The organism is Paenibacillus sp. FSL P2-0322 (assembly GCF_037975315.1).
Lineage (GTDB): Bacteria > Bacillota > Bacilli > Paenibacillales > Paenibacillaceae > Paenibacillus > Paenibacillus polymyxa_B.
Genome location: NZ_CP150243.1, coordinates 4,498,591 through 4,521,577 on the forward strand (window position 1 = coordinate 4,498,591; position 22,987 = coordinate 4,521,577).

Here is a 22,987-nt window from a genome sequence, read left to right on the forward strand (position 1 = left end):
ACAAACACTCCACATTCCCTTTAATTTCCAAATTACAACAGAACAATTTTAAAGGGAAAGAGTATGTAATCGTAAATAAATGAATGAATGCAAAAAATCGCCCCCAGACAGGGAGCGATTTTGAATTCATTTTTGATGACTTCGCAATTGGAAAAGGTTCATATACCAACTGACAACATTAGGATTCCTTGTTTTCGGAAGCCTCTTTAGCGCCTTCGGTTGCCGCTGCATCACCTTCCACAGCAGCATTTTCCACTTCAACTGCACGCGGAACGATAATAGAAGCAAGCAGTTCTTCTTCAGGGACGTGCAGTGTTACTCCTTTAGGGAGTTTCAAGTCGCTAGCGCTCAGCTTGTCGCCAACATCCAGTGCGGATACATCCACCTCAATGGTAGATGGTAAATCAGCCGGAAGACCTTCGACTTCTACTTCCGTTTCCTGAACTTGCAGAATACCGCCTGTTTTTGTACCTACAGGTGTCCCCTGATAATCAATAGAAACACGCACGCGAAGCGGTTTGTTTTTGGCAATTTTCAAAAAATCGGCATGCAACCATTGGTTGTCACGCTGTTGATAATCTTTAATAATAACTGGAATGGTTTCTCCACCCTCTACAGTGAGGTTGAACACCTCTGAACGTCCGGTTCTGACTACTTTATTAAATTCCTTGGCATCGACATGTACAGGGGTTCCTTCAAGCTCAGAGCCGTAAACCACAGCTGGAATCCGTCCTTTTAACCTCAATTCACGAATAGCCGAACCCTTCTTCTCTGTTCTCGGCTGGGCGGTCAGTTGAATACTTCCTCCATTAGAACTCATGATATACAACCTCCTTCAGGTTACCTTACAAATGATTTTCCTCCAAGAATCTTGCCTGTTTACCAGTCGTACTACAGGATATAAGCCAGCAAGCTGGCAAAACTAAACAAGTCCATAATTCTATTTTACCCCTTTTTTCTGAAACTGACACACGTTTGCATAAAAAAATAGCATTTCTCGAAATGATCGAAAAATGCTACTTGCGTGTATATAGCGACCAAGCATACAAGTCTATCCGGCCCGATTATCATTTACCAGTAGCAAATATTCTTCTCTGCCACTATGAATCAATACCTGCATCACAGACTGGTTCGGGTCTATATCAATATATCGATCTGCCTCCACATCCTTAGCATCCCAGTGATTAAGCCGGACAATGTAGCCGATTCGCTGTATATCAGGGGCCACCTGAATACGCGCTACTGCACGACCATCATCCAAATCACGGAATTCGACATGTCCGTCGCGGTGCCCCGTTCCCCATACCCATACGTTCCAGCCAGTGTATTGCCGATCCGCACGCTCGTAGATCAGTTCAATCGTGCGAAATGGGGCGACTTCACTATCTTTTCCAAGCTGGACATCTGTCAACGCTATGGCTGTACCTGCAATTTCTTGATCTGTCCCTTCATCCGAGTCTTCCAATTCGTTCTCCGCCTGACGATTAGCCTGATCTTGTTCAGTCACAAATGAGACTCGTGCAGGTTCTTCCTGATCATATAACACCATCATCGACCAGCGTGATACGGTTACACGATGGCCTACGACTTCATACCGTGTCTCATTACCAGCCCCGTGTGCGTCCACGACCACATGCCAACGATCCGATTCCGCAGGCAATGCTATCGTCTGCTCCGTATCCGAGCCGTTATAAATCACCACAATATGATTCCAGGCATCGCCGTTAGCATGGTGCCTCAAAGCAAAAGCCACCACATGCCCACTGCTTTGCAGCACTTCCATGTGCTGCTCCACCAGCTCACGATGATCCATTCGGAATGCCGGGTGGCTGCGTCGCAAAGCAATTAAGCCTTGGTAGTAATCAAACACTGGGCGAAACCTCGCCTTGTTATCCCAACGGATGGCATTCACCACATCTGAGCTTCGGTAGCTATTATGGTCTCCACATTTGGAGCGCAGCAGTTCATCCCCTGCATGAATAAAAGGAATACCTTGAGATGTGAGTACCATGCCGTTAGCTAACAGGGACTTGCGTACGGTTTCGTTCTCTAGCAAGTTATTTTCATCCAGTTCCCAATACGGGTCTGCTTCGGCAACAGCTTGTTCAGGTGTCCTCCCATCCTGTGGCTTCCCCTGCTCCCATTGTGGAAAACGACAATGCTCCCGCAAATGTCTTACCGTCAAAATTTTATCCCACAGATTGAGATTATCGTGGGCAGTTACATAATTGACGGTCTCCGATGGCTGAGCTGTGAAATCATGAATAGCCCCAAAAGCACCTTTAAGCACCTGTTCCTCCTGATGTTCTGCCCCTGTGGCAAACCCGCTCCCAGTACCGTCGCTATCCCCCTTAATAGCAGAACGGTAGTTGTCGTTAAAAACAGCAAAGCCTTTGTCCCGTTGCGTTCCTTTTAGCGTAAGCAAGGGTTGCGGAGATTCTCCTCCCGTCCAAGGCTCACCATAGATAAGCAGATCCGAACGCACTTCAGAGCGAAGTTCTTGCGTAAGCTGCACCACGGTTGGGGTATCAATCAGACCCATCAGATCAAATCGAAAGCCGTCTATATGATATTCCTCTGCCCAATAGCGTAGTGAATCCTTGATATACTTGCGCACCATCGGACGTTCGGTTGCCACCTCATTACCTACCCCTGATCCATTGGTGAGCTGCCCTTGTTCATCTGTACGGTAATAATATCCAGGTACAACAGGCTCAAATGGCCCCTGTTCCACCGAATAAGTATGGTTGTACACAACGTCCATAATGACACCGATGCCGGCAGTATGCAAAGACTGTACCAGCAGTTTCAGCTCTCGTATGCGTGTCTCCGAATCAGCCGGATTGGAAGAATAAGACCCCTCCGGCACATTATAATGCTGCGGATCATAGCCCCAGTTATATTCAGTATCTAATTCCGCAAAGTCATTTACCGTATGAAAATCAGCTACTGGAAGCAAATGAACATGTGTAATGCCCAGCTCCAGTAGATGATCCAGCCCGATGCTGTTCCCCTCAGTATCCTTCAATCCCGTATACGTAAAGGCCTCAAACCGTCCCTGAGCAGCAGATAAGTCTTTTTCCCCCGTATTAAAATGGGTATCCATCGAAAAATCACGTACATGAAGCTCATAGAGAATGGCATCCGTCGGCCGCTTAAGTGGAGGCCCCGCATCCAATTCCCATCCGTCCGGGTTGGTTTGAGCCAAATCAATGATCGCTGTACGCTGCCCGTTGGCTGATACCCCTGTGGCATATGGATCGGCAGCATAATGAATGGTGTTGTCCGCCCACTCCAGCCTGTACATGTAATAATATTTGTTCCAATCCCCTTCCAGCTCTATAGACCATACACCTTGATCATCACGGTTCATGAGAAATTCTTGACCACCGTCGTGCTCCTGAACGTTCCCCTCCTGATCGTACACCCCCGCATCGTTATACAACGCTATATGGACCTGCTGCGCAGTCGGTGCCCATACCTTGAACTTGCTGCCCACAGGCTTATAAGTAAGACCCAAATCATAGCCTTCATATATGGGATATGTTGTGTGCTCAAGCTCTTTGAGCTGATTGAAATCTGACATTCCTGTTCACCACCCATTTCTGTACATCGGCATACAGCCTCTGTTCATCCATCATTTATGATGTTTATGACTTGTCAATATACCTCAGGATTTTGTAAAATCTTCACCTAATAGGCTATCAAAATAAGACAAGCTTGAAAAGCTGGATGATTTAAATAAGGATGACGCTTCCATTTCAACGCACACTCCATTTTATGACAAAACCATGAACAGGCTACAGCTTTTGCCCTCAAGCATAACAATAATTTCCTAGATTTCATCACTTATCGCTAAATAAGTACGTTAAAAAACACGTTAGAAAAGTCAGGACAATCTACGGTTATCCATTTCAAAAATATCGTCTGCAATCCGCATGGTAGAACTTCGGTGCGAAACAAGGACAACCGTTTTATCTTGCTGCTGTTCCTTTAACGATTTTAAAATAATTGCCTCGTTCAGGCTGTCCAAATTGCTGGTAGGCTCGTCGAGCAGTAAGAGAGGCGCATTATGGACAAAGGCTCTCGCCAGTCCCAAGCGTTGGCGTTCTCCACCGGACAGCCTGTCCCCCAATTCTCCAACTCGGCTGTCATACCCTTGAGGCAAGGTCATAATAAAATCGTGCACTGATGCCTTACGTGCTGCTTCCACAACCTGCTCATGCGTTGCATCAGGCTTTCCGATTTTGATATTAGCTGCAATTGAATCATCAAACAGGAACGTATGCTGGTCTACATAGCTCTGTAAGCCTCTCAAATGTCGGGTTCCAATTTCCTTCAAATCGTGCCCGGATAGCAAAATTCCACCTTGCTGCGGGTCCCTAAATCGCATCAGCAACTTTAGCAGCGTAGACTTGCCAGAGCCGCTTTTACCCTGAATGCCTAAAATCCGCTTATGCGGTATCGTGAGACTTACATCATTCAGCACCGTTTGACCATCGTATGCAAAAGTCACCTTGTCTACTCGTGCCCCAGTAAAGGCAACACTTATCCCTTCGATATTTTCCTCTACCTCCGGGGCTTCCTCCAATAGACTCAATACTCGTTCCCCGCTCGCCAGCGTTTGAAGCAAATTGTTGGACAAATTGCTCAGCGCGACGACAGGACCAAATGAACTAAACAGGGCAATGACAGAAATTAGCATACCTGTAAAGTCAACGTGACCATTAGACATACCGTACAATCCAGCCAGCAGCATCAAGAATGAGAATCCAACTACAGCCGCATCTGTGATGGCTCTTGTGATACCTTCATGATGCTTCAAGTCCTTCTGCTTGGCATCCAATTGATCCGTACGACGGTTAATCTCATTCAAACGTTGTTCTCCTTGCCCATATTGCACAATTTCCTTCATACCCCGTAAGCTGTCCAAAAAATAACTGCTCAGCTTGCCAAAGCTACTTCGGTATTCCATCCCCTGACGTTTGCCCATACGTGACGTGAGTAAAGGAATAAATAAACCGACAGTTAGGTAAGCAAGCGCAGCAAGCCAGCCTAATAGAGGCTCATAAGAACCGATAAAAAACACCATGAGTAGTGAAGTGATGATGCCGATCATAACAGGCGCTATCGTATGCGCATAAAATACTTCCAGTAGCTCAATATCACTCGTAATGAGTGAAATCAGATTCCCCTTGTCCTTGCCTTCCAATTTGGCTGGAGCGAGTCTGCGCAGGGCTTGAAGTACCTTATCACGCAGTACAGCCAGCAGCTTGAAAGCGAGATAATGACCACTCATTTGCTCGCCATAACGGAATACGCCGCGTAGTACGGCACAAACCACGATCGCCGTCAGCAAAAACGACATGGTGTAGCCTGTCGTGATGCCTGTTGCTGTAAGCAGAGCTAGGGCTCCAAACACTATAATGCCAATAGCACAAACAAAACCAAGCACTCCTGTAACAATCGTGATGAGTAGCACAGGTAAAAGAGGCCCCGCCAATACCAATAATTGGCCCATGATCCGTAATCCATGTCTACGCATATACAGCCCCTCCTTTTACAAACTGCTCTACCCGGTGTTGACTGAGATACATCTCCGCATAATGTCCCTGCTGGCTCAACAGCTCATGATGCGTTCCCGATTCTGCCACCAAACCGTTTTGCAGCACATAGATACAGTCGGATTGAACTACGTTTTCCAGTCTGTGAGAGATAAGAATCACTGTTTTTTGACCTGCCAGCGCATGTATAACCTCCATAATGCCTTCCTCACTTTCACTGTCAATGTTAGAGGTGGCCTCGTCAAAAATGTACACACGACTATCATGCAGCAATGCTCTGGCTAGTGCTAGCCGTTGGCGCTGTCCTCCTGACAGATTTGCCCCTTGCTCCTCCAGTTCTGCTTCCAGTCCTCCTTCTGAAAGGATAAAATCATACAGCTTCACTTGTCGCAAAGCTTCCAGCATTTGTTGCTCATCCGCGTGCTCATTGCCCATTTTTAAATTTGCTTCCACTGTGCCTTTAAAAATATAGCTGTTAAAACCGATCCAGGTCATGTGACGCATGCGGCTTCCTTCTGAAATATCGGTAAGCTCTTTTCCTCCAATCGTCAGACTTCCTCGATACCCCTCGTGGTGCCCAACGATCAATCCGGCTACCGTACTTTTACCAGAGCCTGATTCCCCAACAATTGAAACAAAGCTGCCCTGGGGAATATCCATGGATATATTTCGTAAGGTATCTCTTTCGTCGTAGGCGAAACTCACCTGTTCCAGTCGAATATCTGTGTTTTCTATGCTTTCTTGTCCTTGTATAAGATCCTCAGTACTCAACATTTGAAATATTTTGTCGCTTGCTGCCATTCCGTTCATGGCGATATGAAAGTAAGAACCCAGCAGACGCAGAGGAATGAAAAATTCTGCCGACAGCAAAACAATGATGATTGCTCCTGCCAAGCCAATATGGCCTGAAGAATATTCGCTTACCGCGACCAGTACACCCGCAGCGGCACCACCAAATGCGATAAGATCCATAATGGCCACGGAGTTAAGCTGCATAGTCAGCACTTTCATCGTCATTTTCCTAAAATCCTCAGCTGCTGTGTTCATTTCCTGATGTTTATCCTGGTCTGTTCCGTACATTTTGAGCGTAGTCAGACCTTGTACATTCTCCAAAAAGCTGTGGCCCAGATTGACGTAACTGCCCCAATATTTCCGAAAAAGCTTTTTAGCCATCCTCATAATGACAATGATCGACACTGGAATTAAGGGAACGCAGATCAATAGTATAATGGCTGCTTTGAAGCTGACAAAAGAGAGGGTGATGAATAACGTTACGGGGGCAAGCAGACTGTAAAATAGCTGAGGCATGTATCTACCGAAATAGGTTTCAAGCTGCTCTACCCCTTCTACAGCAACCTGTATAACCCCCGAGGTGGAGGTATGATCTGTATATGCGGGTCCCATTTTGAGCAACTTGCCGTAAATTTGCGAGCGCAGCGTTTTTTTAGCATTTACCGAAGCACGATAGGATAACATACTGGCTGCATAATTGCTCAGACAGCGAACTGCAATAGCAGTAATAACAATGACCGTCATAGATAGAATCAGCTTGCGAGTCACTTGTCCTTCCCATGCCTGCTGCATAACAAAGGCCATAGACAACACAGCGGCTATACTCCCCAAAAGACCGATCCACTGCACAAGCACACCCAATACGATATATTTCCGAGAATGTTCCACTAGACCGAGCAGACGGCTGTCGACCATTTTAGACCTTTTTTTCGGAGTAGGGGCAAGTGAAGATGAAGGCGTTATTTCTGCTGCAGCGTTTCTCACTGTTCCGATTCGGAATATAAAGTAATAATATTTAAAAAGGATGACCAAGACGATGAGCGCTTTGCCCCACACATTAGGGGTGAAAATAAAGCCTGTAATCAGCATCGCTGACGCTAAGCCCAATGTGGTGATTTTCGTAGACAGCTTCAACGACCTTGTTTGAACAAAACTCTCTAGATGCTTTTGGTACAGAGCGGTATTCGAAAACCACTGGTGAATCCTTTCGGATCCCCGCATAAAGAAAAAGGTCGCTAGCAGCAGAAACGGTGTAGTCGGTAGCAACGGTAGCACTACACCAATAACTCCAAGCGCCAAAAATAAAAACCCTAAGGTAATATAGATCGGTTTCACTATAATCCTCCCTAATACTTATAATAGTAATGATTTCATTTTATAGATAATGATAATCATTATCAATATAAACAATTTAAGCAGGTTGTTATGTGATGTAAATCACGCATATAAAAATCCTCTTGAAGCACATCTCTACAGAACACGTTAGTGTTGATGTGGATGCTTTATCTTCAAGAGGATTATCGAAAGTAGATGTTGATAATTCGTTGTTTTATGAATTTATAATATCATATTGCTCCAATATCTGCCGATGTAACGGGTGATCTGCGGTTATGGAAGTATAACGCGTCAGCGCCACACCCAGTCCTTCACTGCGGATCACCTGCTGAAGCTCGACTGCCTCGGGGTCTTCCGTAATATCAAATTTACAGGCAGCCGCCATTCCTAACGCCAGATGATCCGTCGGGATGCCATACTCCTGCGCTTGCAGCGCGGGACGTACAAGACGGTCATTGGGAGACAGCTTACGCAACGGTGAACGTCCGACTCGAGTAACATCGTCTGTCAGATTAGGGTTGCGAAAGCGATCCAAAATTTTAGAGATGTACTTCTTATGCTCCCCTTGATCCAAACCGAAGCGCTTCACAAGCACTGCTCCTGTCTCCTCCAGTGACCCTTGTATCGAATCCACCACCTTGCTATCCTTCATGGCCTCCTGGATGGTAGCATAACCTGCGGTATAACCAAGATAGGCTGCCACGCAATGCCCCGTATTCACCGTGAACAGCTTTCGTTCAATGTAAGGCTCTAGATCCTGCACGTACAGGATGCCTTCGATTTCTTCATGCTTAGGTGCCATTTGTGAACGATCCACCACCCACTCGTAAAAAGGCTCTACCTGCACATGTAACGGGTCCTCGTGGTGTTGGATCGGCACAATCCGGTCTACAGCAGCATTGGGGAAATATACCGAAGCCTCTGCCTTGGCACGAGTCGCCTCATCCAGTAGCGCAAAAACATGCTCTTTCAGTTGGGCGCTGCCTCCGATTGCATTTTCGCAAGCAATCACATGCAGCGGGCCTGCCCCTCGCTCCACCCGCCGCGCTATTCCCTCGGCAATACCTGCTGCAATATGCCTGAGGATGCTAACCCCTACCGCGGTCGTTACCAGATCAGCATGGTCTACCGCATCCGCTACAGCGGATGCATCTCTGCCGTCAATCGCCGTTACATTCGTGACCAGCTCCGTATCCTTTGTATCATTGGCTAGCTCTACGGTGTATTGTTTACGACGACGTAACTCGGATACAAGGGTGTCGTTGACATCTGAAAAGACAACCTCATAGCCTGCACGCGACAGAATCAATCCGATAAAGCCGCGACCAATATTTCCTGCTCCAAAGTGGACGGCTCTCATAGCTCCATCTCACTTTCGAACAGATCTATAATTTCCTGTGGGGTCACCGCGTTGCGAAGTTTATCCATATTTTCTTCCTCCGCACACACCACAGCGATACTCGTCAAAATCTCCATATGATCGCCGCCTTGTGCTGCAATGCCGATTACCATGTATGCTTTTTCTTCCCCAAAATCTATGCCTTGTGGAAACTGAACGATGGAGATGCCTGTGGATTGAATAAGCATCTTGGATTCCTTGGTGCCATGTGGAATAGCCAACCCGTTCCCGATATAGGTGGACACGATCTCCTCGCGTTCCAGCATCTTGTCAATGTACTCACTTGAAATATGTCCTGCATCCAGCAGGATTTGTCCAGCCATACGAATCGCCTCATATTTGTCTTTGGCGGTTGCGTTCATTTTTACTTTGTCTATCGTCATAATACTCACGGTAGGTTCCTCCCTGTCCCTAATTTACTGTGGAAAAATTCAGCTAGCTCACTCGATATATAATTGACAATATGATCCCTGCTACCGTGTTCCAGTAGCGTAACCATGTCTTCCTGCAAGAGTAATGCACTAATCTCGCTCAATACCTCCAAGCTTTCTCTCGGCAGCTCACGAGGTCCCAACATGAGCAGCACGCATTCTACCTGTTCGCCTGTATCCGCCAACAGCGGCTCTGCCAGCTTATACAAGGTAAGCGAAGGCTTGCGAATATAGTGGCTGCGCGTATGAACTAAAGCAATGGAGGTATCAGAGATCACCTGACTACCTTGGCGCTCTCTTTCCATGAGCTGTGCAGCAACCGCAGAAGGCTCTGTAACATTCCCCCGCCCCGCCTCCAACATGCATATAGCCTCTACGGTCGCCGCCATATCCATCCCCTGATTTTCCAGCGGATACACTTGAAATTGCTGTACAATGTGTACAATTTCCTCAAGACTTTTCCGCAGACCGGTAAGCCACTCTATATCCTGACCAGGCTGAACAGCCTGTTCCTGCTGATGGTCATTGGGATGATTGAGTGTAATATGCTGGATGAATTGACGCAGGCGATCACTCTCCTCCTGCGTCAGCAACGGGCTGATCTTAAGATACCGATCTGGTTCAAGCGGTAGCTCTACTGTCGAAATGATCAGATCATAATCCTCCTTGGGAATCCGCGCCGCCTCGTACCATGAAGCCCTATCCACAATATTGATCTGTGGGAGCTCTTTGGCGAGCCTTGTTGCCAAAAGTCTGGATGATCCAATGCCGCTCGTGCAGACTACGATGGCCCGCACCTCCCGCCGCAATTGTCGTAGCCGCTCCAGCGAAGCGCCAAAATGCATGACGAGAAATCCGATCTCTTCATCTGGCACTTTCATTTCTGTCATGCCCGCCGCAGCCTTTTTCACTGAGTCGAATAAGCTGCTGTAATCCTTGCGGATTTGCTGAAGGAGGGGGTTACGAATCGACCTGCCTTCCTTCAAACGTTTGAACACCGGGGCCATATGGGCAATCAGTCCTTCACGCAGAACACGGTCCTCTTCCAATGGCGTGCCTGTCTCTTCCTCCACACGACGAATCAACTCATGAACCGACTCCAACAGTACGAGATCATCCAACGGCAGTAGTCGGGTAGAGTGATCCTCGGCATCACGAAATAGCAGCCTGAGATAAGATCGTTCCGGCTCTGGAAATTCAATATCCAGCGCCTCTGACAACTCCGTGCATATGCGTTCCACCATAGCTGTGCGAAGCATGATATTTTCATCTGAATCTGTTTTTAAATACGAGAGAAGAGGATCTATAACATACCCGAGTCGCAGACGTACCAGCGAAACGCAAATTTGAATCAGCAGCTCCATGTATTTGCTTTCCACCATGTTTTCCAACCATTTTTCATGGGGCTGCCAGAGGGCCTTTTCCACAATCAGCAGGTTATCTCTGCCAATCATCTCCAGCAACTTGTCGGCGACACGGGTCACAGAACGAAGTTCTTCCCGGGCTGAAAACAGATCGGATTCATCCAAATATTCGAGAGCCAGCTCGGAAATCGCCCGTCTTTTGTCTGTCTCCCGTCCTGTAATCTCGACGCCGTACCCCCGTCTGCGGACAAGCACGAGCCCCCGTTCCCCAATCCAGCCTTGTAATTCGTCCAGATCATGACTGACCGTAGTTACCGTGACTTTCAAGTCTGAAGCCAGCGCCAGCAGCTTGATCGGCTCCTGTGTATCCAGCAGCATGCAGAGAACCACGATCTTTCTCTCCTCAGCCGAATATTCGTCTGACTTTGTATGCAGCAATTGCCTTCGCAGGCATACAAGCTGAGCTGGGTCAGCATCTATACAGATACCAATCCCTGACTTTTTCTCCAGCTTCACCTCATGAGCAGCCAGCCAATGCTCGACTGCGCCCAGTTCCCGATGAACCGTCCTTGTGCTGACATTGATCTTCGTGGCAATTTCCCCGGCTGTAACCTCTTTGGACTGCTCCAGAAGATATTCCACGATGTCACGTTGTCGTTTCGTAATATTCATAAGCGCATACCGTTCCTTCCCAAGCTCATCCCTCCAGCAGGAGACGTACACTGCATACAGTCCGCCTGACTACGACGGGGATTAAGAATCGGATTTCAGACGTTCAACCAGCGCTTCGTATTCAGGGCTCTTCAGAAAATTGTCAATGGAAATGTGCTCAGCATTCGGGGCTACTGTTTTAGCCCGGTCTGTCAACGTTTTTTGCGTAATGACAATATCCGCATCCTGTGGAATTTCACTGATTGCCGTATTCGTAACTGTTACGCCTACACCCGCCTGCTTCATTTTTTTGCGTAAAATCGAGGCGCCCATAGCGCTTGAGCCCATACCTGCATCACAGGAAAAGACGATCTTATTCACTTCGGATTTATCCTTGAGCGTTCGAGCTGCGGCAATCTCAGCAGCACGTTCAGATTCGTGGTTATCTTCCATTACAGTGGCGTTAGCACTTGCACTCTTGCTTTGATTTTTCATATCTTTCAGGCGGGATGCAGCTTCCTCCAGCCCCTCTTCTTTTTGCTTACTAGTCTTGAGTAACACTGCGGCAACAGCAAAGGATACGACCGCAGCAGCGATCACCCCGCTCAGCATTGGCAAATATCCGCCTTTTGGCGTCATTAGAAAATAGGCAATGATGCTGCCCGGTGAAGGAGCAGCAACCAGTCCGGCACCTGTCAACATAAAACAGAAGGTTCCCACAACGCCCCCAGCTATAGCAGCAAGAATCAAAATCGGCTTCATCAAAATATAAGGGAAATAAATTTCATGAATCCCGCCGAAAAAATGAATGATGACCGCTCCAGGAGCCGATGACTTCGCAGAGCCTTTGCCGAACAGGCAGTAGGCTAGCAAAATACCGAGCCCCGGCCCAGGGTTGGATTCCAGCATAAACAGTACGGATTTTCCTGTTCTTGCAGCTTCCTCTAACGCAATCGGACTCAATACTCCGTGATTCAGCGCGTTGTTTAAAAATAATACTTTTCCGGGCTCAATAATGAGGTTGACAAGCGGCAATAGCCCTGCGTTCACGAGGAACTGTACCCCTGCCGACAACACTTGACTGATCATTTGTACAATCGGACCAATCGCCACATGGGCAAGCAGCGCTAGAATGGCACCGATAATTCCGGCCGAAAAGTTATTGACCAGCATTTCAAAGCCTGATCTGACTTTGCCTTCAATGGCCTTGTCGAACTTCTTCAATATCCACGCAGCCAGCGGACCAGCGACCATCGCGCCCAGGAACATCGGGATATCGGCTCCCACTATGACACCCATCGTCATAATGGCACCAATCACACCTCCACGCTGTCCGTGAATCATCGTGCCCCCTGTATAACCGATCAGTAACGGCAACAAATAATTTTTCATCGGGTCAACCAATTGTGCAAAACCTTCATTCGGGAACCATCCGGTCGGAATAAAGAGTGCCGTAATCAGCCCCCACGCAATAAATGCTCCCATATTGGGCATAACCATACCGCTAAGAAAACGGCCAAAACGCTGTACGGCGACACGAGTGCCTCCTTTTGAACTTGGCTTTGCGTCCAATGTACTCATATTCAAATCCTCCTTGTAGGTAAGCATCACTACCTTTTCTTAAAATTCATACTAAATGACAGCGCTATCTTCATCAACGAAATGAAAACGTACTTTCGTCATGAACGTTGATGACAACATTTAAATTTAAATTATCCGGGAAGGTATTATACCTGCATAATTCTTCTTAATATGACCTGTAGCTATAGAAATTAGTCGAAAAACCGTGCTGGATTATGTATGATTCTTATATGGGGACAACCCTCTAAATCAGAATAAAACACGTAATTACGTTTGAAAAAAGACAAAAAAATAGCCGCTACGTCAAATCATAGCGACTATTTTATACAAAAATCGAGCAGACAAATAACCCTCTTACTCCATACTACAATGCTCCATTATTGCTCATCGGAAATCAACTGCTCATACTGATCCGCAGACAGTAGCTTGCCCAAGGCTTCCTCCACATCTTTATCCATCTCTACTTCGATCATCCAACCTTTTTCATAGGGAGATTCATTCACTAGCTCAGGTGTACTTTCCAGCGTTTCATTCACTTTTAGTATGGTTCCCGTCACCGGAGCAAAAAGGTCGGATACTGTCTTCACCGATTCAATCGTACCGATCTCCGCTCCCTGCTCAATCGTTGCTCCCGCCTCAGGTAATTCTACAAAAACAATATCACCCAGTTGATGCTGTGCAAAGTCTGTAATACCAATTCGTACCGTTCCATTCTCTGTCCGCTGAACCCACTCATGTTCGTCTGTATACCAAAGTTGCTGCTTTACTTCACCCATTCTGTTCCCCTCACTTCCATATGAATAAAATCGCTTTTGCTCACTGTACTAGACAGGTTAAGATTATGACAACAAGAACACTCATGTCAATAATACTAACAAAAATACTTCATATCACCTCATATAGCGTACTATATAAAAATATGATAGCTTATAACAAACGCTTACATATCCTTATTTATATATTAAATGTTTTTTCTATTGTTTTTGATGACATTTTTATTGACATTTTAAATGAATTTGCGTATTAATGGGTTATAGCAAATGCTTTGGGAAACACCCCGACAACTGCAAACGCGGATGAACGCGGAGGGAGAGACTGCCAAAAAGATTCGCATAGCTGTTGCCGCTTGTGAGACATAAGTGCACGCGAATCGGATCAAGTTGTTATCTGCAAAGCCAGGTAATATACCGTTGATCCCGAAGGTAGCGCCGAAGGAGTAAACCTGCATTGCAGGTGAATCTCTCAGGCAAAAGGACCTCTGCCGGACGCATCTCTGGAGAGCATTCGCTATTGGAGCGGATCACCCAAGGGGAAACCCGGTACATACCGGGGTAACTTTCTGGTATCAAGGACAGAGCTGAAAAAAAGAGTGTAGACTGCCGTCTATACGTTTTTTTCGGCCTGTCTTTTTTGTTTAGCCGATCACACCGGATAGGAGTGGAATAATGACTAATTTGCGAAAAACACCGCTATATTCGTCCTACGGGACGCAGTCTGGGGTTCGTTGTATTGACTTTGGCGGCTGGGAGCTCCCGGTTCAGTTTAGCGGCATTCAAAAGGAGCATGAGGCCGTCCGGCAACGTGCGGGTTTATTCGATGTATCGCATATGGGCGAATTTTTGGTTGAAGGCAAAGAAGCCGAAGCTTTTCTGCAAAAGGTGACCACGAATGATGTCAGCCAGTTGGAACCAGGTCAGGCACAATATTCACTCCTGTGTTACCCCGATGGAGGGGTAGTAGACGACCTACTTGTTTACTGCAAAGGACCGGAACGCTACATGCTCGTTGTGAACGCATCCAACATCGATAAGGATTGGGATTGGCTAATGCGCCATATGCCTGCATCCGTTCACATGGAGAATGTGTCTGATGCGATAGCATTGCTAGCGTTGCAAGGACCGGAGGCAGCACGTATTGCCGCAGCCGTGGCAGATACGGACATTACGAATCTGGCATCTTTCCGCTTCCATGAGAATGTGCCATTGTTCGGAGCAAAAGCACTGGTCTCACGAACCGGATATACGGGCGAAGACGGTTTTGAATTTTATATACCTGCTGCGGAAGCACCAGCCGTATGGGAGGGTTTGCTTCGTTCCGGTGAGTCGTATGGGCTGATTCCCGCTGGACTTGGTGCTCGGGATACCCTACGCTTTGAGACACGGTTGCCGCTATATGGTCAGGAGTTATCTGCCACGATTTCACCACTCGAAGCTGGTCTAGGTTTCTTCGTCAAGCTGAATAAAGGAGATTTTATCGGTAGAGAAGCACTGCAACGTCAGAAAGAACAAGGGATTCCTCGCAAATTGATCGGGCTGGAAATGATTGATCGCGGTATCCCACGCGCCCATTACCCGGTATTCGCAGAAGGACAACACATTGGTGAGGTCACAACGGGGACTCAGTCGCCCACCTTGAAGCGTAATCTGGGCCTCGCCTTGGTGGACAGTCGTTTTAGCGCCCTCTCCACACCGTTGGAGGTTGAGATTCGTGGCAAACGCCTGCGTGCCGAGGTGGTGGCAGCACCCTTTTATAAACGCCCGCGCTGATCTTAAACTCTTTTTATTTCTATAAAGCAAATATGTCAGATATGAACTTCTGGGTTTTTCATCTCACACACTTTTTTATTAGCTAATTTACGATCTAAAATCTTGCTTTTCGAAAGGAGTCAGAACCTATGAAGCAGCATCGTTATCTCCCTATGACTGAACAGGATCAAACCGAAATGCTGCGTGTGGTGGGTGTATCATCTATTGATGATTTATTCAGTGACATTCCAGAGGCCATTCGATATCAAGGGGAACTGCCTCTCTCTTCTCGACTCGATGAGAAAGCCTTAACCCGCCACTTGGCCGAGCTGGCCGGACACAACGCCAATACAGACACACATGCCAGCTTCCTTGGCGCAGGAATTTATGATCATCATATTCCGTCCGTCATCCAGCACATCACTTCACGCTCGGAATTCTATACAGCCTACACCCCCTATCAGCCGGAAGTAAGCCAAGGCGAGCTACAAGCCATTTTCGAGTTTCAGTCGTATATTTGCGAATTGACGGGCATGGCTGTAGCTAATGCCAGCATGTACGACGGAGCGACTGCACTGGCGGAAGCGGGCTCACTGTCCGCCGCAGCTACCCGCCGTAAACAGCTTATCGTATCAAGGTCCGTCCATCCGGAGGCACGTCAGGTATTGGCAGCCTATGCACGCGGATTGGATTTGGACATCGTGGAAATCGGCTGTTCGGACGGCGTAACGGATGCTGATGCGCTAGCGGCGGCCGTATCGGAACAGACCGCGGCTGTTTTGGTCCAAAGCCCCAACTTTTTCGGAGCCGTGGAAAACCTGAAGCCGATGGCTGACCTCATCCATGCGCACAAAGGTCTTTTGGTCGTCAGTGCCAATCCACTGGCACTTGGCTTGCTGGAAACACCCGGCAAACAGGGCGCGGATATTGTGGTAGGAGATGCGCAGCCACTTGGCATCTCCTCTTCTCTCGGCGGTCCGACCTGTGGATACTTTGCCGTTTCTCAGGCCCATATGCGCCGTATCCCCGGCCGTATTGTGGGTCAGACCACAGACCGCAACGGTAAACGCGGCTTCGTGCTGACCTTGCAAGCGCGGGAACAGCATATCCGCCGCGAAAAGGCCACCTCTAACATTTGCTCCAACCAAGCGTTGCTAGCTTTATCTGCATCTGTATACTTGTCTGTCATGGGTAGACAGGGGATCAAGGAAGTAGCCGAGCTAAATTTGCATAAAAGCCGTTATGCTTTAGAGCAATTGCTGAGCTTGAAGGGCGTAACTGCCTCGTTTAACGCACCAACCTTTAATGAGTTTGCCCTTAGACTGCCTGAGGGTACGGATATGAGCAAACTCCAGGCCGAGCTGCTAGCTGCTGGATTTATCGCTGGCTACGATTTGGGCCGGGACTATGAGGAACTTGCTGGTCACATGTTGATTGCCGTGACGGAGCAAAGGACCAAAGAAGAGATTGACCAATTTGTACACACCTTGGGGGGATTGCTATGACACACACCGGACAGGATCAGAAACAAGGGCTGTTGAAGGAACACGATCAAGCGCTCATTTTTGAATTGAGCCGTCCGGGTCGCATCGCCTATTCCCTTCCCGAGTGCGACGTTCCCCGTCGCCCGGTGGCAGAGCTTTTGCCAGATTATGCGCTGCGCAGCGAACCTGCGGCATTACCCGAGGTATACGAAGTAGACGTTATTCGGCATTATATTGCCTTGTCCCGGCGCAATTTCGGCGTGGACAACGGATTTTATCCGCTCGGCTCCTGTACGATGAAATACAATCCAAAAGTGAATGAGGATGTCGCCCGATATACAGGCTTCGCCAAAATCCATCCATATCAGCCCGAGGAGAGCATCCAGGGTGCCATGGAGCTGCTGCATACGCTCCAAAATGATTTGGCTGCGTTAACTGGCATGGATGCCGTCACGCTTCAGCCCGCCGCGGGCGCCCATGGCGAATGGACCGGGCTGATGATGATTCGCTCATACCACGAAGCACGTGGTGAGCGACGTACCAAGGTGCTCGTGCCGGATTCCTCGCACGGAACGAACCCCGCCAGCGCAACCGTCGCGGGCTTCGAAACAGTCACCCTTCCCTCCACCCCTGAGGGGCTGGTGGATCTGGATGCGTTACGTCAAGCCGTAGGCAACGACACCGCGGCGCTCATGCTGACCAATCCGAACACGCTTGGGCTGTTCGAGAAGCAAATCACTGACATTGCTGCCATCGTGCATGAAGCGGGTGGTCTGGTTTACTATGACGGGGCAAACTCCAACGCCATCATGGGGATTACCCGTCCCGGAGATATGGGCTTCGATGTAGTGCATCTCAATTTGCACAAAACGATGAGTACCCCGCACGGCGGCGGTGGCCCCGGCGCTGGGCCTGTCGGCGTAAAGCAACGGCTCATCCCTTATTTGCCCAAGCCGCTTGTCGTACGGGATCCGCAGGGGGTGTACCACTGGGACCGGGAACAGGGAGATTCTATTGGACGGGTTAAAGCCTTTTACGGCAACTTCGGTATTCTCGTTCGTGCCTATGCCTATATCCGTAGCTACGGTCCTGACGGCTTAAAGCGTGTATCGGAATGCGCTGTGCTCAATGCCAATTACATGATGCATCGGCTCGCTCCACATTTTGACCTGCCCTACCCTGGACATTGCAAACACGAATTTGTCATGTCAGGGCGAGGCTTGAAAAAATTTGGAGTGCGTACGCTTGATGTAGCCAAACGGCTGCTTGATTTCGGCTACCATCCGCCTACAATTTACTTCCCTCTGAATGTAGAGGAATGCATCATGATCGAGCCCACAGAGACGGAAAGTAAGGAGACACTTGATGCTTTTGTCGACACTATGATTCATATTGCGCGGGAAGCAGAAGAGAACCCTGAGCTGGTGCTCAATGCACCATATACTACTCCAGTCACACGATTGGACGAAACTACCGCAGCTCGCAAACCTGTACTGAATTGCTCATGCAGTTAAAAACAAATTCTACTTAAAGCATGCAAAAAAGCCGGTATCTATTAGATACCGGCTGCTGTATGTACACAGCAATTTTTTTGTTGGAAAAAGATATAACCTTTGAAATGTAATACCCTTCCTTAACCTTCGATGCTTTGAACCAATTCAACAACCTGTTCTGCTGTTTGCATGTCCAGAGCTTTTGTAGCCAGTTTTTCCATGTCCGCACGGGACAACTTGGAGATTTGACTACGTGCTGGCAGAATGGAAGTTGCACTCATACTGAACTCATCAAGTCCCAGACCCAGCAGCAACGGAATTGCTGTTGTATCTCCTGCCATTTCGCCACACATACCAACCCAACGCCCTTCACGGTGAGCGGCATCAATAACCATTTTCACCAGACGCAGAATGGATGGATTGTATGGTTGATACAGGTAAGAAACCCGCTCGTTCATGCGATCCGCTGCCATTGTGTATTGAATCAGATCATTTGTACCGATACTGAAGAAATCCACTTCTTTTGCGAACTGGTCAGCCAATACCGCTGTAGAAGGAATTTCTACCATGATGCCCAGCTGAATTTCTTCAGATACGGATACACCCTCGGTTACCAACTTTTCCTTTTCTTCCAACAAAACAGCTTTAGCTTCACGGAATTCGTTCAGCGTAGCAATCATTGGGAACATGATGCGCAGGTTACCATGCACACTCGCACGCAACAAAGCACGCAATTGAGTGCGGAAAATATCCTGGCGATCCAGACACAGACGAATAGCACGGAATCCGAGGAACGGATTCATTTCTTTCGGCAGGTCCAGATAAGGAAGTTCTTTGTCGCCACCGATGTCCAAAGTACGAACTACAACCGGTTTACCTTCCATTCTTTCCAGAACGGTTTTGTACGCCGTATACTGTACTTCTTCGGATGGAAGCTTATCGCGTCCCATGTACAAGAACTCCGTACGGTACAAGCCAACGCCTTCACCACCGTTGTCCAGAACACCAGCTACATCATTAGGCGTGCCAATATTGGCTGCCAGTTCGACATGGACACCATCGACAGAAACCGTAGCTTCGCCGCGCAGCTTACGCCACTCTTCGCGTTGCTTGTCGTATGCCACCTGTTTAGCACGGTATTCCGCAACAATCTCTTCGGTAGGGTTCACGAATACGTGACCATCCAAACCATCAACGATAATCAAATCACCGCTTTTAGCTTGAGACAATATATTTTTCGTTCCCACAACTGCAGGAATTTCAAGTGAGCGAGCCATAATAGCCGAATGCGAAGTACGTCCGCCGATGTTCGTTGCAAAACCTTTAACAAATTCACGGTTCAGCTGAGCTGTGTCGGAAGGTGTCAAATCTTCTGCAAGCACAATCGTTTCTTCGGCAATTTCTGCAGGACTAACAAAATGAACACCAAGCAGGTGATTCAGGATCCGCTTGGTTACATCACGCATGTCCGATGCGCGTTCTTGCAAATAGGCACTTTTCATGTTTTCAAACATGGAAATGAACTGTGTAGCTACTTCATTCAAAGCATAGTCAGCATTAAGCTGCTCGTCTCTGATTTTAGCTTTAACCGGATCGATCAATTCAGGATCATTCAGGATGAGCAGGTGAGATGCAAAAATTTCTGCTTTTTTCTCTCCCAGCTCCTGAAGCGTTTTCTCCTTAATCGATTCCAATTCGGTTTGAGATTGTGCCAAAGCCGCATCCAATCTCGCGATTTCAGCTTCAACATCACCAACCGCGCGTCTCTCTACAGCGTAATTCGGATGCTCCAAGATAAACGCCCGGGCAATGGCTATGCCTGCCGAAGCGGCAATCCCGGAAATTTTAAGCATGAACTTCGCCCAGCCCTTCGTTAACGATTACATTTTCAAGAGCTTTCAGTGCTTCGGCAGCTTCAGCGCCTTCGCAGATAATGTTAATAGTATCGCCTTGTTCCAGACCCAGGGACAATACACCCAGAATGGATTTCAAAGTTACTTTTTTACCGTTAGCTTCGGCAAAAGATTCAGCACCGCTGAATTTGTTAGCTGTATTTACCAGCGCAGTTGCAGGACGTGCATGGATACCGTCTTCATCCGTAATTCTAAAAGTTGTTTGCATAATTTGTTCCTCCCACTTTCCTAAAGATAATATTTGTTTACACGCAGTATACCAGATCATTGATCAGACGGCCTAAGCCGCCTAATCAACTAATCCGAAACACATAGAGTTTATTTTATCGTAATTATACCATCTTCGCCAGCCTTCAATACTCCAGTTTTGTTTAAAGTTACCGAAGAACCTTCTGGAAGGTTAGTAAAAATGACAGGTGAGATGATGGATTTAGCGTTTGCCTTCACGTATTCCAGGTCTACTTTCATAATAGGCTGGCCAGCTGACACAAGATCGCCTTCGTTCACCAAAACGTCAAATCCTTGGCCTTTAAGCTTCACAGTATTCACCCCGATATGAACAAGCACTTCTTTACCGCCATCGGATTGAATACCAATCGCATGCTTGCTTGGGAATACATTGAATACTTTACCATAAACAGGGGACACAATCGTTCCATCATTTGGCACGACCGCAAAACCGTCACCTGTCATACGTTCTGCAAATACCGGATCGGGAACCGTCGAGATATCAACCAATTCGCCGTTAACAGGCATTACAATATCTTCTACAATAATGGTTTGTTGTTCTTCTCCAGCTTCCTTCTCCTCTTGTGGAGCAGGTTGCGCCGGAGCTGGTGCAGGTGTACGTCCAGCCATGATATCAGCCATTTGAGATTTAATGGTGTCGGAACGTGTACCGAAAATTGCCTGTACGTTGTTACCGACTTCAAGGACACCCGATGCGCCAAGTTGTTTCAGACGAGCTTTGTCAACGTTCGATTTCTCATTAACCTCGATCCGAAGACGTGTGATACAAGCATCCAGATGCTTGATATTCGATGAACCACCGAAAGCTGCCAAAATGTTGTGCGGGAGCTCATCACTACTACCGACTGCTGCGCCATCCACATTATCTGTAGCTTCTTCACGTCCTGGTGTTTTCAAGTTGAACTTCCGTATGATGAACCGGAATCCGAAGTAGTAAATAACTGCCAAAATCAGACCGACGATAATTACATACCACCAAGGCGTACGGGTTGGAATAATCCCGAAAATCAGGAAGTCAATAAATCCGCCTGAGAAGGTCATACCGATTTTGACATGTAAAATTTGCATGGTCATAAATGACAGACCTGCGAATATACAGTGTACTGCAAACAGCAGTGGAGCTACGAACAGGAAGGAAAATTCCAGTGGCTCCGTAATACCTGTCAAGAACGAAGTCAATGCTGCTGAACCCATAATACCTGCTACATATTTTTTGTGTTCTGGTCTTGCTTCATGGTACATTGCAAGCGCTGCTGCCGGCAAACCGAACATCATGAATGGGAATTTACCCACTTGGAACGTACTTGCTGTCAACGCCACTCCGTCGCGAAGCTGGCTGAAGAAGATCTGCTGGTCACCGTGAACGGTTTGACCTGCCTTGTTAACATATTCACCAAACTCAAACCAGAACGGTGAATACCAGATGTGATGCAAACCAAATGGAATCAGCGCGCGTTCGATAACACCGAACAGGAACGCCGACAAAGTCGGGTTGGAATACACCATAAAGTGAGATACTGCATTAAGTCCTTGTTGAACTGGAGGCCAGATCAGAACCAGCGCAAGTCCGACAATCAGTGAGGATACCGCCGTTGCAATCGGAACAAAACGCTTACCCGCGAAAAAGCCCAGATACGAAGGAAGCTCAATTTTGAAAAAGCGGTTGTACATGGCCGCGGCCAGTATACCGATGATTATCCCGCCGAACACCCCGGTTTGAAGCGTTGGAATCCCCAACACGTTTGCATAACCCGGTATTTTTTGAGCAATCAGACCAGGTGTGACACCCACGGCTGTACCCAGAGTAATGTTCATAACGAGGTAACCGATGATGGCAGCCAAACCTGCTACACCCTCACCGCCCGCCAGACCGACGGCTACGCCGACTGCGAACAACAGTGCCAGATTATCAAAAACGATTTGTCCGGCATTCATCATGATCGTCGCTACCGATTGAACCCAGCCCGCATTTAATGCCGGAATGTACTGGAGAAAATCAGGATTGACCAGCATGTTACCGATACCCAATAAAAGCCCCGCAGCTGGCAAAATCGCTACAGGAAGCATTAATGCTTTACCGACACGCTGTAAAACGCCGAAAAGCTTTTTAAACATACCTTCCACATCCTTCTCTGAAATTTAGAACAGAGGCAAAACAACAAAAAAGGCATGAGCCGATTTAAGTATGTTTGAAAACAACCTTGGG

At 47.6% G+C, this 22,987-nt stretch carries 15 protein-coding genes and 1 riboswitch; of the genes, 3 read left to right on the forward strand and 12 right to left on the reverse strand.

Features of this window, described 5'->3' with window-relative positions; genetic code table 11:
• Nucleotides 1–178: 178 nt before the first annotated feature.
• The 9 genes from MKY24_RS19820 to gcvH all read right to left on the reverse strand — a co-directional run bounded on the left by MKY24_RS19820 (nucleotide 179) and on the right by gcvH (nucleotide 13,893).
• Nucleotides 179–820, reverse strand: coding sequence for a 50S ribosomal protein L25 (locus tag MKY24_RS19820; RefSeq protein WP_028542463.1), 642 nt, complete (start codon nucleotides 818–820; stop codon nucleotides 179–181).
• Between the two features lie 231 nt (nucleotides 821–1,051).
• Nucleotides 1,052–3,586, reverse strand: coding sequence for a type I pullulanase (gene pulA, locus MKY24_RS19825; protein ID WP_339200704.1), 2,535 nt, complete (start codon nucleotides 3,584–3,586; stop codon nucleotides 1,052–1,054).
• Between the two features lie 303 nt (nucleotides 3,587–3,889).
• Nucleotides 3,890–5,545 carry an ABC transporter ATP-binding protein gene (locus tag MKY24_RS19830; protein WP_076157624.1) on the reverse strand — a complete coding sequence of 552 codons (1,656 nt, stop codon included), beginning with the start codon at nucleotides 5,543–5,545 and terminating at the stop codon, nucleotides 3,890–3,892.
• Complete coding sequence (locus MKY24_RS19835) at nucleotides 5,538–7,691, reverse strand: DUF454 family protein (protein ID WP_209943334.1); 2,154 nt, start codon at nucleotides 7,689–7,691, stop codon at nucleotides 5,538–5,540. The genes MKY24_RS19830 and MKY24_RS19835 overlap by 8 nt, the downstream gene beginning before the upstream one ends.
• Nucleotides 7,692–7,905: 214 nt before the next feature.
• Nucleotides 7,906–9,051 carry a mannitol-1-phosphate 5-dehydrogenase gene (locus MKY24_RS19840; RefSeq protein WP_068942005.1) on the reverse strand — a complete coding sequence of 382 codons (1,146 nt, stop codon included), beginning with the start codon at nucleotides 9,049–9,051 and terminating at the stop codon, nucleotides 7,906–7,908.
• Nucleotides 9,048–9,482, reverse strand: coding sequence for a PTS sugar transporter subunit IIA (locus MKY24_RS19845; protein WP_028542458.1), 435 nt, complete (start codon nucleotides 9,480–9,482; stop codon nucleotides 9,048–9,050). Before MKY24_RS19845 ends, MKY24_RS19840 begins: the two co-directional genes overlap by 4 nt.
• Entirely contained in the window at nucleotides 9,479–11,557 is a 2,079-nt protein-coding gene (locus MKY24_RS19850; RefSeq protein WP_339200707.1) for a BglG family transcription antiterminator, read from the reverse strand. Before MKY24_RS19850 ends, MKY24_RS19845 begins: the two co-directional genes overlap by 4 nt.
• Nucleotides 11,558–11,638: 81 nt before the next feature.
• Nucleotides 11,639–13,117, reverse strand: a complete 1,479-nt coding sequence (locus MKY24_RS19855; protein ID WP_023989875.1) for a PTS mannitol transporter subunit IICBA — start codon at nucleotides 13,115–13,117, stop codon at nucleotides 11,639–11,641.
• 377 nt (nucleotides 13,118–13,494) lie between these two features.
• Nucleotides 13,495–13,893 (reverse strand): glycine cleavage system protein GcvH, encoded by a 399-nt coding sequence (gene gcvH, locus MKY24_RS19860; protein ID WP_023989876.1) that lies wholly within the window; start codon nucleotides 13,891–13,893, stop codon nucleotides 13,495–13,497.
• A 300-nt stretch (nucleotides 13,894–14,193) separates the two neighbouring features.
• Nucleotides 14,194–14,385, forward strand: a riboswitch (glycine riboswitch).
• Between the two features lie 177 nt (nucleotides 14,386–14,562).
• Here gcvH and gcvT point away from each other — a divergent pair.
• The 3 genes from gcvT to gcvPB all read left to right on the forward strand — a co-directional run bounded on the left by gcvT (nucleotide 14,563) and on the right by gcvPB (nucleotide 18,640).
• The gene (gene gcvT, locus MKY24_RS19865) at nucleotides 14,563–15,663 is read left to right on the forward strand and encodes a glycine cleavage system aminomethyltransferase GcvT (protein WP_339200710.1); all 1,101 of its coding nucleotides are present in this window, start codon (nucleotides 14,563–14,565) and stop codon (nucleotides 15,661–15,663) included.
• Nucleotides 15,664–15,791: 128 nt separating this feature from the next.
• Entirely contained in the window at nucleotides 15,792–17,147 is a 1,356-nt protein-coding gene (gene gcvPA, locus MKY24_RS19870) for an aminomethyl-transferring glycine dehydrogenase subunit GcvPA (RefSeq protein WP_028542454.1), read from the forward strand.
• Nucleotides 17,144–18,640, forward strand: a complete 1,497-nt coding sequence (gcvPB, locus tag MKY24_RS19875) for an aminomethyl-transferring glycine dehydrogenase subunit GcvPB (protein ID WP_339200711.1) — start codon at nucleotides 17,144–17,146, stop codon at nucleotides 18,638–18,640. The genes gcvPA and gcvPB overlap by 4 nt, the downstream gene beginning before the upstream one ends.
• Before the next feature lie 119 nt (nucleotides 18,641–18,759).
• Here gcvPB and ptsP read toward each other — a convergent pair whose 3' ends face one another.
• From ptsP to ptsG, 3 genes are all read right to left on the reverse strand, one after another.
• On the reverse strand, nucleotides 18,760–20,472 hold the full coding sequence (ptsP, locus tag MKY24_RS19880) for a phosphoenolpyruvate--protein phosphotransferase (protein ID WP_023989880.1): 1,713 nt from the start codon (nucleotides 20,470–20,472) through the stop codon (nucleotides 18,760–18,762).
• Nucleotides 20,465–20,740, reverse strand: a complete 276-nt coding sequence (locus MKY24_RS19885; RefSeq protein WP_013372579.1) for an HPr family phosphocarrier protein — start codon at nucleotides 20,738–20,740, stop codon at nucleotides 20,465–20,467. Before MKY24_RS19885 ends, ptsP begins: the two co-directional genes overlap by 8 nt.
• Nucleotides 20,741–20,850: 110 nt before the next feature.
• Nucleotides 20,851–22,896: a glucose-specific PTS transporter subunit IIBC gene (gene ptsG, locus MKY24_RS19890; RefSeq protein WP_023989881.1), complete on the reverse strand. Its 2,046-nt coding sequence runs from the start codon at nucleotides 22,894–22,896 to the stop codon at nucleotides 20,851–20,853.
• Nucleotides 22,897–22,987 lie beyond the last annotated feature (91 nt).